The 12,479-nt window shown below is 61.6% G+C and carries 12 protein-coding genes and 1 riboswitch; of the genes, 8 read left to right on the top strand and 4 right to left on the bottom strand.

Annotation, left to right across the window (positions count from 1 at the left end; all coding sequences use genetic code 11):
* Positions 1-726 carry an ABC transporter ATP-binding protein gene (locus RL_RS14680; RefSeq protein WP_011652366.1) on the top strand — a complete coding sequence of 242 codons (726 nt, stop codon included), beginning with the start codon at positions 1-3 and terminating at the stop codon, positions 724-726.
* 132 nt (positions 727-858) lie between these two features.
* Here the strand turns inward: RL_RS14680 and RL_RS40550 are convergent, their stop codons facing one another.
* Positions 859-1,062, bottom strand: coding sequence for a hypothetical protein (locus RL_RS40550; RefSeq protein ID WP_041936359.1), 204 nt, complete (start codon positions 1,060-1,062; stop codon positions 859-861).
* Between the two features lie 73 nt (positions 1,063-1,135).
* Between RL_RS40550 and RL_RS14670 the strand changes: the two genes are divergently transcribed.
* Together RL_RS14670 and RL_RS14665 are read left to right on the top strand one after the other, a co-directional pair.
* Positions 1,136-2,077 carry a LysR family transcriptional regulator gene (locus RL_RS14670; RefSeq protein WP_011652365.1) on the top strand — a complete coding sequence of 314 codons (942 nt, stop codon included), beginning with the start codon at positions 1,136-1,138 and terminating at the stop codon, positions 2,075-2,077.
* A 169-nt stretch (positions 2,078-2,246) separates the two neighbouring features.
* Entirely contained in the window at positions 2,247-2,402 is a 156-nt protein-coding gene (locus RL_RS14665; protein WP_003540537.1) for a hypothetical protein, read from the top strand.
* A gap of 73 nt (positions 2,403-2,475) precedes the next feature.
* Here RL_RS14665 and RL_RS14660 read toward each other — a convergent pair whose 3' ends face one another.
* Both RL_RS14660 and RL_RS14655 read right to left on the bottom strand, forming a co-directional pair.
* Entirely contained in the window at positions 2,476-2,838 is a 363-nt protein-coding gene (locus RL_RS14660) for a hypothetical protein (protein ID WP_011652364.1), read from the bottom strand.
* 20 nt (positions 2,839-2,858) lie between these two features.
* Positions 2,859-3,860, bottom strand: coding sequence for a glycine betaine ABC transporter substrate-binding protein (locus RL_RS14655; protein WP_011652363.1), 1,002 nt, complete (start codon positions 3,858-3,860; stop codon positions 2,859-2,861).
* A 655-nt stretch (positions 3,861-4,515) separates the two neighbouring features.
* Between RL_RS14655 and RL_RS14650 the strand changes: the two genes are divergently transcribed.
* The 3 genes from RL_RS14650 (at position 4,516) to RL_RS14640 (ending at position 8,253) form a co-directional block, all read left to right on the top strand.
* Positions 4,516-5,970, top strand: a complete 1,455-nt coding sequence (locus RL_RS14650; RefSeq protein WP_028741139.1) for a cobyric acid synthase — start codon at positions 4,516-4,518, stop codon at positions 5,968-5,970.
* Positions 5,971-6,093: 123 nt separating this feature from the next.
* Positions 6,094-6,864, top strand: coding sequence for an SDR family oxidoreductase (locus RL_RS14645; protein ID WP_011652361.1), 771 nt, complete (start codon positions 6,094-6,096; stop codon positions 6,862-6,864).
* Positions 6,865-7,206: 342 nt separating this feature from the next.
* Positions 7,207-8,253 (top strand): adenylate/guanylate cyclase domain-containing protein, encoded by a 1,047-nt coding sequence (locus RL_RS14640; protein ID WP_244432332.1) that lies wholly within the window; start codon positions 7,207-7,209, stop codon positions 8,251-8,253.
* Positions 8,254-8,274: 21 nt separating this feature from the next.
* Here RL_RS14640 and RL_RS14635 read toward each other — a convergent pair whose 3' ends face one another.
* A complete protein-coding gene (locus RL_RS14635) occupies positions 8,275-10,065 on the bottom strand; it encodes a chloride channel protein (RefSeq protein ID WP_011652359.1) in 1,791 nt (596 codons plus the stop codon).
* A 259-nt stretch (positions 10,066-10,324) separates the two neighbouring features.
* Positions 10,325-10,722, top strand: a riboswitch (cobalamin riboswitch).
* A 190-nt stretch (positions 10,723-10,912) separates the two neighbouring features.
* Between RL_RS14635 and cobU the strand changes: the two genes are divergently transcribed.
* Both cobU and cobW read left to right on the top strand, forming a co-directional pair.
* Positions 10,913-11,422, top strand: coding sequence for a bifunctional adenosylcobinamide kinase/adenosylcobinamide-phosphate guanylyltransferase (gene cobU / locus RL_RS14625; RefSeq protein WP_028741140.1), 510 nt, complete (start codon positions 10,913-10,915; stop codon positions 11,420-11,422).
* 4 nt (positions 11,423-11,426) lie between these two features.
* Positions 11,427-12,476, top strand: a complete 1,050-nt coding sequence (gene cobW / locus RL_RS14620) for a cobalamin biosynthesis protein CobW (RefSeq protein ID WP_011652357.1) — start codon at positions 11,427-11,429, stop codon at positions 12,474-12,476.
* Positions 12,477-12,479: the final 3 nt, after the last annotated feature.

Here is a 12,479-nt window from a genome sequence, read left to right as displayed (position 1 = left end):
ATGCTGGAATTGAAGGACGTCTACGGCGGCTACGGCAAGATCACCATCCTGAACGGCGTCTCGTTCAAGATCCCGCGAGCCTCCATTACAACCATCATCGGTCCGAATGGCGCCGGCAAGTCGACCGTCTTCAAAGCGATCTTCGGCCTGCTCGATATTCATTCGGGTCAAGTGCTGCTGGATGGCCAGGATGTGACCGGCTGCAAGCCGCGCGATCTGATCGGCCGTGGCGTCAGCTATGTGCCGCAGGGTCGCAACATCGTGCCGCAGCTTTCGGTCTATCACAATCTGGAACTCGGCGGCATCACCTCGAAAAACCCGTCGAAGGTGGGTGAACGCATTGACGTGGTGATGGAGCAGTTTCCGGCGCTGAAGACCCATCGGGATCGAAAGGCGATCGAACTCTCCGGAGGCCAGCAGAAGCAGCTGGAGGTGGCGCGGGCGCTGCTGCTCGACCCCAAGCTCATTCTGATCGACGAGCCGTCGATCGGCCTGTCGCCCAACCTCGTCCAGGAGGTATTCCGGACGTTGATCCGGCTGCGCGACCAGGGCGTGACGATTCTGATGGTCGAGCAGAATGCCAAGGCGGCGCTCGCCATGTCCGATTACGGGCTCGTCCTGGAACTCGGCCAGACGCGGATGCACAACAAGGCAAGCGAACTTCTTGCCGATCCGCGGGTCGGCCGGCTCTTTCTGGGCGGGCACATCGATGACCTAGCGAGTTGATCGGTTCGATCTGCGCGGATTCAAAGTGATGAAGCGTTTGTTGGAGCCTGATGCCGAAAGATTTCAGACCGCCCCGGCCTAAAATCATCCTGTTTTACAGCGCCGCGCGTCTTTTCAGATGCGCATTCCGATTTAAGGAATTGTGCAACAGCGCGTCTCATCGAACGCGCGGCGCTCCGGGACGGTCAACTCCATCTCGCGCTGACAATCTGCCAGCAGATGTGGTGGAAAACGCCTTAGTTCCCGGAGCGCATGCTCATGGTTCGCATCCCTGCGCCGCTGCGACTTGAATGCGGAAAGGGCCTGTACGATATTCCAGATGCTTGTTTGAGACATGTCGGGCCTCCTTTGCTGCATTTAGCTGCCGACACCCGAAATATGGTGGTCAATTGACATTCAATCAAACAAAATGATATGGCGTTATAAATCAGAAAAATTGAAAGATGTGACGATGAGCATTCCCTTTCGCCGTCCCATTCCGCTGCTTGACAACGAGGTGCTGCGCACCTTCGTGGCTATCGCCGAAACAGGCAATTTTTCGACCGCCGCAGAGGCTGTCTTCCGCACGCCGTCGGCGGTGTCGATGCAGATCAAGAAGCTTGAAGAGCAACTGGGGGCAACGCTGTTTCTGCGCGACGCCCGCTCGGTATCGCTGACGCGCCACGGCGAGATGTTGCTGTCCTACGCGCGCAACATCCTGGCTCTGTCGAACGAGGCCGTGTCGCGCTTCATCATGCCGGAGCTCAGCGGCGTCGTGCGGCTCGGCGCGCCGGAGGATATCGGCGAACGGCTGCTGCCGAGCATCCTGAAGAGTTTTGCCGAAAGCTATCCCGGCATCATGGTCGACGTGACCATCGACATGAGCATGGGGCTGAAGAAGCGCATGGAGGAGCAGCGGCTCGACCTGGCCTTGATCAACTGTGCGACACGGCCGTTCCCGACGGGCGGTGAGGTGGTGTTCCGCGAGCGGCTGGTCTGGGCCGGCGCCAAGTGCGGTTCGGCGCATCGCCGCGATCCGCTGCCGATCTCGATCTGGGAAGACGGCTGCATCTGGCGCCAGGAAGCACTCTCCCAGCTCGAACGCAACAAGCGGCATTATCGCGTCGCCTATCTCAGCGGCCACACGATGGCGCAGCGCGCCGCCGTGCTTTCCGATCTCGCCATTGCGCCGTTGCCGCTGTCCTATGTCAACGAGGACATGGCGATCCTCGGGCCTCAGGAAGGGCTGCCGGAGCTCGGCGCCTTCGATATCCGCCTGCTGACCGCCTCGCAGGTATCGGGGCCGATCGAAACGGTGGCCGACAGTATTCGCGGCGCCTTTGCCGAGAGAGCGAAGGCGGTCGCCGCCTAGCTGCATCGGACAGGATTATGCGCCGATCGAAAGTGATGGCGCGTCCTATCGGACGCGCGGCTGTAGCGGGTATACTTATATCCAGTGAACCTTTTGGTTTGTCGTGCGTTATTGGCGCGGGACGGCAATTGTCGCCGTTCGGGGTTGATTTCAAACAAGGATATCCGAGATGACGACAACGGCCAAAATTGCCGCAGCCTTGATGGTTCTTCTTGCCCTTTCTTCCTGCGGCAACACGATCCGCGGCATAGGAAAAGATACGGCAAACACCGTGAACGCCACGCAGGATGCCGGCCGCTCAGTCGACCGCGCCGCGAAGAAGTGATGACGGTTCAGCTGCTAGAATCGCCGGATCAGATGCTGACCCGGGGATCAGCTATTGGCCGGGTCTGATCATCCTAACGGATGACCGAGGGATAAACCTTTTCCAGCCCACCGGATCGGCTGAGGCCGGTCCGGAAGGCCTGGTAGGCGGGGTGCTGGCTGGAGCGGGCGGTTTCCGTCAGCCGGATCTGCAACCGGTCCGGCGCCTGGGCCCCCAGCCACATTCCCAGATTTTCAAGCTTCAGCGAATTCAGGAAACGCGAGCCGGCGGCAAGGTCGAGATGGCGGCGCAAGCCGTCGAGCAGGTTGTCGTCCTGGGCGGCGTTTTCCATGAGCAGCGCCAGGTATGATTTGTCGGTTTCCGACAGTGCGGCGAGCTTTTCCGCAACGGTATCGCGGTCGGGAAAGGGAACATTGCCTGTCATCGAATCGTCCATGCTTGATCTTGTTTTGGCCGTTATAAGCTCGCCTTGACCTTCTCGGCTACATCGACCGGCACCCATTTCGTCCACAGACTCTCGTAGTTGCGAAGGAAATAGATCGCGGCATCCTCGTTGCTTTCGCGGTTTTCGTCCTGCCAGGCGAGCACCTGGTTGATCGTCGCATTGTCCCATTTGCGGGTCTTGAGATAGGCCGTGACAGGTCCGGCGCGGCTGGCGAAGGACCTGGTTATCAGGGTGAAGGCGCGCGAGACCGGGTAGGAGTTGAGCTCGGGCCTGACGCAGCCGGCAACCGCGGTACAGCGGTCCCATTCATTCTTGTTGTGGCCGACGCCGAAGCTCAGGCGCGTCATGTCGTATTTGCCGAGGATGGCGGTCGGCGCCCAGTAATAACCGAGCCAGCCGATCTTGTTGTCGAAGGCGCGGGCAATCGACGCATCGAGCCGTTCGGGACTGCCGGTCTCGACAAGCTCGAAGCCCTTCTTGTCGGCGGCAAGCGCCTTGAACAGGTTGGTGGTCGATATCTGGCAACTCCAGTCGGCGGGGCAGTTGTAAACTGCGCCTTTCGACGGGTCGTCCTCGGCGGGGAAGAGTTCGGGATGTTTCAGCGCGTCCTCGACCGAGCGGATGTCGGGGTGGGCGTCGGCGATAAATTTCGGGATCCACCAACCCTCGACGGCGCCGTCGGCCAGGATTTCGGCCCCCTGTACCAGCCGGCCGGTGTTGACAGCCTGATCGAGCAGGGACCTGACGGAATTGATCCAGTATTCCGAGGCGATGTCGGGGAGGCCTTTCTCATTCATCGAGGCGAAGGTCGGCAGCGTGTCGCCATCGACGATGGTGACCGAGCAGCCGTAGCCCTTTTCCAGGATGATCTTGTCGAAACTCGCCGCGATGCCTGCCGAGGCCCATTTCATTTCGGCGATCGAAACGCTGCCGCATTCCGCGGCTTCGGCCGGCGCGACGGTAGAAAGAGCCGCGGCAAAGACGGCCGGAACCAGAAACGTCTTCATCGTCATTCCCCGAATTCTTCTTAGGCGGACGTGCAGCAGGCTCTGAAATTCACCGACAAATCTCTCCGGCACCCGAATGGAAAATGCCTGCCGGGGCGATACCGCAACAGGCTTTCCGGTTCACGGGCAGGCCATGTTCAACAATGGCGTGTTATGACGGAGCCTACGCGTTCGCTCGCAGAAATCAACCGTCTTCTGCTCATGGTTGCGTGACTAAATTATTGAATTCGAAGAATTTATGTCAGCATTCCTAAATTGGCGCCCTCGGGCGAAAAGCACGCTCGTGGCGAGAGGCTGCGGATCTTCGGCAGAAATTTTGGCCAGAATGTCAAAAAAGATCAAAATTAACATTTGCGTAAGCCTTCAATAACTCTCCGGTAAGAATGTGCCGCTATCAGTTGGGTCGTGGCAGCAATGACCGCCGCTTCTCCGGTTCAGGTAGTGCGTACCGGAGAAAGCGAGCTTCGCCGTGTAAGGGCGAAGACGCCTGAGTTTTTCGGCAAACCGCGCAGAGCCAAAGGCCATGCGCGGTTTTCGTGTTTGCAGGGCGGAACTTTAGGCCCAGTCTTGACCCGGGCCAAGTCTTGACCAAGCCAAGTCTTGACCTGGGATTGCCGCCCATTGTAGGCCTCGCCTGAACGAGAGGCGAATGCGGGCCACCATGGCAAGAGCGATCATGCTGCAGGGAACCGGCTCCGATGTCGGCAAGACGGTTCTGGTTGCGGGCCTCTGCCGGCTGGCGGCCAATCGCGGGCTGACGGTCCGGCCGTTCAAGCCGCAGAATATGTCGAACAATGCGGCGGTCGCCGATGACGGCGGCGAGATTGGCCGGGCGCAGTGGCTGCAGTCGCTGGCCGCGCGCACGCCATCCTCGGTCCAGATGAACCCTGTGCTGCTCAAGCCGCAATCGGAAAATGGCAGTCAGATCATCGTCCAGGGCAGGGTGTTCGGACAGGCGAAGGGACGCGACTATCAGCGGCTGAAGCCTGAGCTGCTCGGCGCCGTGCTCGAGAGTTTCGAAAAAGTGGCTGCTGGCGCCGACCTTGTTATCGTCGAGGGCGCCGGATCGCCGGCCGAGATCAATCTCAGGGCCGGCGATATCGCCAATATGGGCTTTGCGACGCGGGCCGGCGTGCCCGTCGTCCTCGTCGGTGATATCGATCGCGGCGGCGTCATCGCCTCGCTGGTCGGCACGCATGCGATCCTCGAGGATGGCGACCGGGCGATGATTGCGGGCTATATCATCAACAAGTTCCGCGGCGACGTCTCGCTGTTTGACGACGGCGTCCGCGCCATCGAAGGCTTTACCGGCTGGCCGTGTTTCGGCATCGTGCCGTGGCTGCGGGGTGCGGCGCGCCTGCCGGCCGAAGATTCGGTCGTGCTCGAACGGCTGGTAAGGGGCGGAGCGGGCGCGTTGAAGATCGCTGTGCCGGTGCTGCCACGTATCGCCAATTTCGACGATCTCGATCCTCTGAGGAGCGAGCCGGATGTCGAGCTGGTCTTCGTGCGATCAGGCGAGCGGATACCTGCCGATGCGAGCCTCGTCGTGCTTCCCGGCTCGAAATCAACGATATCGGATCTCGCCGACTTCCGGGCCCAGGGCTGGGACCGCGATCTCCAGGCACATGTCAGGCGCGGCGGCCGGGTGATCGGCATCTGTGGCGGTTACCAGATGCTCGGCCGCATGGTGCACGATCCGCTCGGCATCGAGGGCGGGACGCTCGAGACGCCGGGGCTTGGGCTGCTCGATATCGAGACCGAGATGGCGCCGGAGAAGACCGTGCGCAACAGCCAGGCTCGCTCGACCGAATATGACGCGCCACTTGCCGGCTACCAGATCCATCTCGGCGTGACCCGCGGCCCGGATTGCGATCGGCCTTCGGCAATCATAGACGGCGCGTCCGACGGGGCGTTGTCCGCCGACGGCCGGATCATGGGCACCTATCTGCACGGGCTCTTCGGCAGTGACGCCTACCGCGCCGGACTGCTTCAAAGCTTCGGCCTATCGGGTGAGCGGCGGAATTACCGCGAGAGCGTCGAGCAAGCGCTCGACGAGATCGCCGGGGAACTGGAACGTCATCTCGATCCACGCTGGCTGGCCGGGCTGCTCGGTTAGGCCGGACGTTCACGGGCATGGGCTGTTGCACCATCAACGGTGCCGTCGTTCTGCTATTGCCAGGTTAGTTGACTGAGTCCATTAATTGTCGCGACGACGGACCCAGGTGAGAGCGACGAAACTATGAGCATATTGGATAGATTTTCACTGGCTGGTCAGGTGGCGCTCGTGACCGGCGGCGGCCGTGGTCTGGGCTTCGAGATGGCGCGCGCCCTCGCAGAAGCCGGCGCGCATGTCATCGTCAACGGACGCACGGCGGCGACGCTGGAAGACGCCGTAAAGGCTATCCGTGCCGCGGGCGGCACGGCGGAGGCCGCCGCATTCGACATCGCCGACCGCGGGGCACAGCGTGCTGCGATGGCCGATATCGACAAGATCCATGGTCGTCTGGATATCCTGATCAACAATGTCGGCGCCCGCGACAGGCGGCCGCTGGCCGAATTCGACGATGATGCCATCATCGAGCTGCTGCGCACCGACCTGGCGGCGGCCATGACGCTGTCGCGGGACGCTGCCGTGCTGATGAAGCGACGCAATCACGGTCGCCTGATCGCCGTGACCTCGATCAGCGGCCATGTCGTCATGCCCGGCGACTGCGTCTATCCGGCGGCCAAGCAGGGACTGACCGGACTGATGCGCGGCATGGCGGTCGAATTCGGCCCGCACGGCATCACCAGCAATGCGATTGCGCCCGGCTGGTTCGCCACCGAGACGAACGCGGCGATGGCTGCGAACGAGGAATTGATGCCCTTCGTGCGTCAACGCATCCCGGTTCAGCGCTGGGGACGGCCGGACGAGATCGCCGGCGCGGCGCTGTTTCTTGCAAGCGACGCCGCTTCCTTCGTCAACGGTCACGTGCTGACGGTGGACGGCGGTATGACAGTCAGGATGTGAGATATCCGCAAGCGCTGCGGCACCATCTTTTACTTCTGCGGCACTCTCACAGCTCCTCGTCGGCAGGCGAATGACGGGTTGTTGTTGCTGGAGACCATGGCTAGAAATATCTGCCTAACTCGACTATTGGTTGACGTGGCAATGCCCCGGTGGTCATCGCCGTCCATTTGCCCGATTTCCGACCATAAACTGCGTCGGTCATTTGGAGGTTCGGAAATCAACAATCATATTCAGTGGCTTATAGAGCATGGAATCACAGCTGAGCATATTGGCGAGCTGATAGCGGGATTGTGCGATCGGCTGACCGCGGATGGCTTTCCAATCTGGCGGGGAAGCATCTCAATGCCGTCTATTCATCCCATGTATGGCGGCGTCTCGGCCAATTTCGTGCGCGACGGTGCGACCACGATCGAGAATGCCGAGTACGGCAGTGCGGCAGTGCTGAATTTCGAGAAGACCCCGATCTATTTTCTTTTGGGCCGCGGCGAAACGTCAGGTCGATGGAACATCGCCAAGGGTGAGGGTGTCGATGACTACCCGCAGCTTGCGGAATTCGCGCATGGCGGCGGCACGGATCACCTGGTCAGCCTGCTGGAGTTCCCGAAGGAGGCTGCGCTGCGCGGGGTCAGTCTGTCTCTCACAAGCGACAGGCCGGGCGGATTTTCTGACGACCAATTGGCGATCGTCGCAAAGCTCTTCCCGGCGCTGGGGCTGGCTTGCTACCGCATCGCGGCATCGAAAACCGCTGCGGATATCCTCGCCGTCTATACGGGCGCCAAAACAAGCGCACGCATCCTTGCAGGCGAGATCCAGAGGGGAAAGGGTGGCTCCATCAATGCTGCGATCCTGCTTGCGGATCTCAGGAATTTCACGGCGTTGACCGAAGTCTATCAGCCAGGCGAAATCGCCGGGTTTCTGGACGAGCATTTCGAGCTGATCGGCCGGCATGTCGAGGATAATTCCGGCGAGATCCTCAAGTTCATGGGCGATAGCGTGCTGGCGATCTTTCCGACCGATGCTGAAGACCCGCAAAAGGCCTGCATGGCCGCACTGGCTTCCGCAAGGAATATTCTAGAAGCCAACAAGGTGCTGAATGGTCAGCGGAGGAATGATGGAGGTCCAGACATCGGAGTTGATGTCGTGCTGCATCTCGGCGAGGTCTTCTACGGAAATATCGGCGCGCGCGGCAGGCTCGACTTCACGGTGATCGGCAGCGCCGTCAACGAGGCCTCGCGGCTCGAAAAGCTCTGCGGCACGCTCGGGCACCATTTGCTGATGTCGGAGAGTTTCGCCGTCACCTCTGCCGTTGCCAGTGAATGTCTTGGCTCTTTCGAATTGCGCGGCGTTTCGAAGCCGGTCAACGTCTTCAAGCTCGCCGGCACCGACTGACGACGGAGTGTTCCGACTTACTCAGATCTCGCCTGAGACCTCGCGGCGGCGGCGGTCGAGTTCTTCGCTGTAGCGGCGCAGCGTGTAGCTTTCGCTGAGCTGGCCGATCACCTTGCGTTCGATCAGGTTGTTGACGACGGCGAGCGCTTCGCTTTCGCTCTTGTCGAAGATCGCCGCCGCCTGCCTGGCATTCATCTGCGGCTGCAGGAAATCGTTGCGGTAGTGGACGAAATCGGCAAGCGTCTTGCCCTCGTCCTGCGCATCGGTCGGATTGGCGTAGATCTCCGGCACCAGCACCAGACCCGCATATTTGTCGCTCTCCTCGACGAGGATGACGCGCTGGGTCGAGCCGATCGGGAAGGCCTGCTTGAATTCCTCCAGCGAGATGCCCGCCCTTGCCGTCTTGACGTCGGCGCGCATCAGCTTGTCGACCGTCAGATTGCGGATCCAGCCGACGTCGTGGGCGCTGCGGATGCTTTCGCCGCGCAGATGGAACCGCCATGTGGCGAAGGAGTAGCCGAAGGTCGAACGCACGACGAGCGAGGAGGTGATGACGGCAGCGAGCACCAGCGCTGTGATCGGAAAATCGCCGGTGATTTCGAGCGCCAGGAACGTCATGGTCAGCGGCCCGCCGATGACGGCGACGGCAAGCGAACTCATGCCGACCACGGCATAGATGACGGGCGTCAGCGTCGCATCGGCGAAATAGGGGCCGCAATAGGCGAAGAGTTTGCCGAGCAGGGCGCCCATGAACAGCGAGGCGAAGAACAGCCCGCCCCTGAAGCCGGAGCCGATCGAGATCGCCGAGGCGAAGGATTTCAAGAGGAAGAGGCCGATCAGCGTCGGGATCGCCACCTCACGGGAAAGGTTGAGATGCAGCGCGCCGTGGCCGGCCGAGAGCACCTGCGGCGAGATCATCGCCAACAGCCCGACGATGATGCCGCCGAGTGCCGGGCGGAAGGGTGGGGCGATCGAGCTCTTGCGCGCCAGTTCCTCGACAAAGGCGACGCCCTGCATGATCAGGATGCCGACACCGGCGCAGAAAGCGCCGAGCAGCAGTGCCGGGATATAATCGGCCGGCACGACCGAGCCGAAGCTGCCGATATCGATGGTGAAATCGCTGCCGGCGAGCAGCCTTGCGATCAGGGTGGAGACAAGGGCGGAGACAACGACCGGGGTCAGCGAGACGATCGTATAGGTGCCGATGATCAGCTCGAAAGCATAGAAAGCGCCGGTCAGCGGCGCGTTGAAGGCGGCGGCGATGGCGCCCGCCGCGCCGCAGCCAACGAGGGTGCGCAGGTCCGAGCGGCGAAGCTGGAGCTTCAGACCGAATTTCGAAGCGAGGCCGGCGGCAAGCTGGGTATAGCCAGCCTCCAGGCCGACGGAGGCGCCGAAACCATTGGAGATCAGGTTCTGTACGGCAACGATGATGCTGTCGGTCAGGGACAGGCGGCCGCCATGCAGCGCATTTGCCTCGATCGGGTCGACCATCGGTTTCTTGCGCCGTTTCGCCAGCACGAAAAGCAGCAGACCGAGCAGGGCGCCGCCGATGACGGGGGCGGTGAGCAGCAGTAGCTTGTTCTCGATCTCGGACGAGCTCAGCCGTTCGCTGTCGGCGATGCCGAAGACCAGCTGATGCAACTCGTTGGAGACGTAGCTCATGCCGGTGACGGCGAGACCGGAGATGATGCCGACGACGGCGCCCGCCAGCGACAGGCCGACCTCGCTGCGCCGGGTCAGCGCCCGCAGGCGTCCCGGATCGAAGAAAACACGCAGCGCGCGGAAACGGCGCCGATCCAATTTCATAAGCATGGCTAGACAACTAGGCGGGGAGAGGCCCGGTCAAGGGCGGAGATGGTCGCGCAGTCCGCTTGCGACGCAATTGCGGCGAAAAGCCGGCGGTTGGAATAAATTTCGATGACGTAAGTCTCTGATAAATGACGATATTTTAGGTAGGGTAAGTCGTGTTTGGGTAGCCACGCCTCGGAACTGGCGATCAGGCGGCCGCGAAGGCCGGTTGACTTCATCCCTGCGCTTGCCTAACCATCCCGATAACGGATGGTCGACTGACCATCCTGACATAACGGATGGTTCCGGATCGGTGTTGCGCCCTTCCGGATGAAAAGGGAATGTGACGGGGCGGACCCAAGCCGGGCGCCTTCATCACAGCCGACCCCGCGACTGTAGAGCGGTCAGGGTCTTCCATCCGGCACTAAGCCCTTCCGGCCGGCGGCTCGCAATCATGCAAGCGGGCGGGACGGGCGACATGCCGGAAAAGCCACTGGATATGCATGGTGATCAACCGGGGTCGGACGCCTCTCAAGTCTACGAATCGTCCACCTTTTCACTGATGCAGCCGGGAAGGCGAGGATGATCCGCTGGCACGATCAGGGCGACCGGTTTCCGGTCTGCCCCGATCGCGGCCGATAACCGCGAGCCAGGAGACCTGCCATGCGTGCCGGGCGAAAAACCCACACCTGGGCACTATGCCCGTTGCCAGCACGGAGGTTGTCTTGGCTGAACGATTGAATTCGGCGTGGCTTGGTGCTGCGCGCGCGACGCCTCCAAGCAGCGCTGCAAGAGGAGTGCTTTCGGCCGCCGAGAAAGGTGCACTCGGAACAAGCCACAGCTACGCACTCTCCCTGAGGGGCGTTTGAGTATGACCGCCACCTTCATCCTCGGCGGCGCACGTTCCGGCAAATCCCGTGTCGCCGAAGACCTCGTGACGGCGACCGGTCTCGATCGCCACTATATCGCGACCGGCCGCGCTTGGGACGAGGAGATGCAGGCTCGCATCTCCCAACACCGGGCCGACCGGGGCCCGTCTTGGACAACGCATGAAGAGCCGCTCGATCTGGTCGGCAAGCTCGCTGCAATCGACGGCGAAGGTCGCATCGTGTTGATCGATTGCCTGACGCTCTGGGTCACCAATCTGATGATGGAGGAGCGGAACATGGCGGCGGAATTCGCCGCCCTTGCCGATTTCCTGCCCGCCGCGAAAGCGCGGCTCGTTTTCGTTTCCAATGAGGTCGGTCTCGGCATCGTGCCCGACAATCGCATGGCGCGGGATTTTCGCGATCATGCCGGCCGGCTGCACCAATCGATCGCGGCGAAGGCCGCTGAAGTTTATTTCATCGCGGCAGGCCTGCCGCTGAAAATGAAGGGTTAAGTCCATGAACCAGCAGAAGATTCCCGCAACCGTCATCACCGGCTTCCTCGGCGCCGGCAAAACGACGATGATCCGCAACCTGCTCACCAATGCCGGCGGCAAGAAGATTGCGTTGATCATCAACGAATTCGGCGATCTCGGCGTCGACGGCGACGTGCTGAAGGGCTGCGGTGCGGAGAATTGCACCGAGGACGACATTATCGAGCTGACCAATGGCTGCATCTGCTGCACCGTCGCCGATGATTTTATTCCAACGATGACCAAGCTCCTCGAGCGCGAACAGCGTCCTGACCATATCGTCATCGAGACCTCGGGCCTTGCTTTGCCGCAGCCGCTGGTCGCCGCCTTCAACTGGCCTGACATTCGTACGCAAGTGACCGTCGACGGAGTTATCACGGTGGTCGACAGCGCTGCCGTTGCCGCCGGCCGTTTCGCCGACGATCACGATGCCGTCGATGCGCGCCGGGCCGAGGATGAATCGCTCGATCATGAGAGCCCGATCGAGGAGCTGTTCGAGGACCAGCTCACCTGCGCCGATCTGATCGTGCTCAACAAGACCGATCTGATCGACGCGGCGGGCCTTGTCAGGGTGCGCGACGAGGTCGCCTCCCGCACCGTCCGCAAGCCCGTCATGATCGAGGCACGGAATGGCGAGGTGTCGGCCGGCATTCTGCTCGGCCTCGGCATCGGCACGGAGGACGATGTCGCCAATCGCAAGTCGCATCACGAGCTGGAACACGAGGACGGTGCGCCGCACGACCATGACGAATTCGACAGCTTCGTCGTCGAACTCGGACCCATTGCCGATTCCGCCGGCTTCGTCGAAGCGCTAAAGAGCATCATTGCCGCCCATGATGTGCTGCGCCTCAAAGGTTTCGTCGATGTCTCCGGCAAGCCGATGCGCCTGCAGCTCCAGGCTGTCGGCAGCCGCATCGACCATTATTTCGACCGCGCCTGGGGCGCGAGCGAAAAGCGCGCCACGCGCCTCGTCGTCATCGGCCTGCACGAAATGGACGAGGGCGCGGTGAGGGCGGCGATCGAAGCGCTGGCGTAACCC

This window comes from Rhizobium johnstonii 3841 (assembly GCF_000009265.1).
Lineage (GTDB): Bacteria > Pseudomonadota > Alphaproteobacteria > Rhizobiales > Rhizobiaceae > Rhizobium > Rhizobium acaciae.
Note: the sequence above shows the minus strand (reverse complement) of the source record. Positions and strands in the feature narration are given on the sequence as shown.

Excerpts from the sequence above, each read along its gene's own strand:
- RL_RS14645 (WP_011652361.1), top strand. The coding sequence starts at position 6,094 with ATGAGCATATTGGATAGATTTTCACTGGCTGGTCAGGTGGCGCTCGTG.
- RL_RS40550 (WP_041936359.1), bottom strand. The coding sequence starts at position 1,062 with ATGTCTCAAACAAGCATCTGGAATATCGTACAGGCCCTTTCCGCATTC.
- RL_RS14650 (WP_028741139.1), top strand. The coding sequence starts at position 4,516 with ATGGCAAGAGCGATCATGCTGCAGGGAACCGGCTCCGATGTCGGCAAG.
- RL_RS14655 (WP_011652363.1), bottom strand. The coding sequence starts at position 3,860 with ATGACGATGAAGACGTTTCTGGTTCCGGCCGTCTTTGCCGCGGCTCTT.
- RL_RS14635 (WP_011652359.1), bottom strand. The coding sequence starts at position 10,065 with ATGCTTATGAAATTGGATCGGCGCCGTTTCCGCGCGCTGCGTGTTTTC.
- RL_RS14680 (WP_011652366.1), top strand. The coding sequence starts at position 1 with ATGCTGGAATTGAAGGACGTCTACGGCGGCTACGGCAAGATCACCATC.
- RL_RS14665 (WP_003540537.1), top strand. The coding sequence starts at position 2,247 with ATGACGACAACGGCCAAAATTGCCGCAGCCTTGATGGTTCTTCTTGCC.
- RL_RS14640 (WP_244432332.1), top strand. The coding sequence starts at position 7,207 with ATGCCGTCTATTCATCCCATGTATGGCGGCGTCTCGGCCAATTTCGTG.
- RL_RS14670 (WP_011652365.1), top strand. The coding sequence starts at position 1,136 with ATGATATGGCGTTATAAATCAGAAAAATTGAAAGATGTGACGATGAGC.
- cobU (WP_028741140.1), top strand. The coding sequence starts at position 10,913 with ATGACCGCCACCTTCATCCTCGGCGGCGCACGTTCCGGCAAATCCCGT.
- cobW (WP_011652357.1), top strand. The coding sequence starts at position 11,427 with ATGAACCAGCAGAAGATTCCCGCAACCGTCATCACCGGCTTCCTCGGC.
- RL_RS14660 (WP_011652364.1), bottom strand. The coding sequence starts at position 2,838 with ATGGACGATTCGATGACAGGCAATGTTCCCTTTCCCGACCGCGATACC.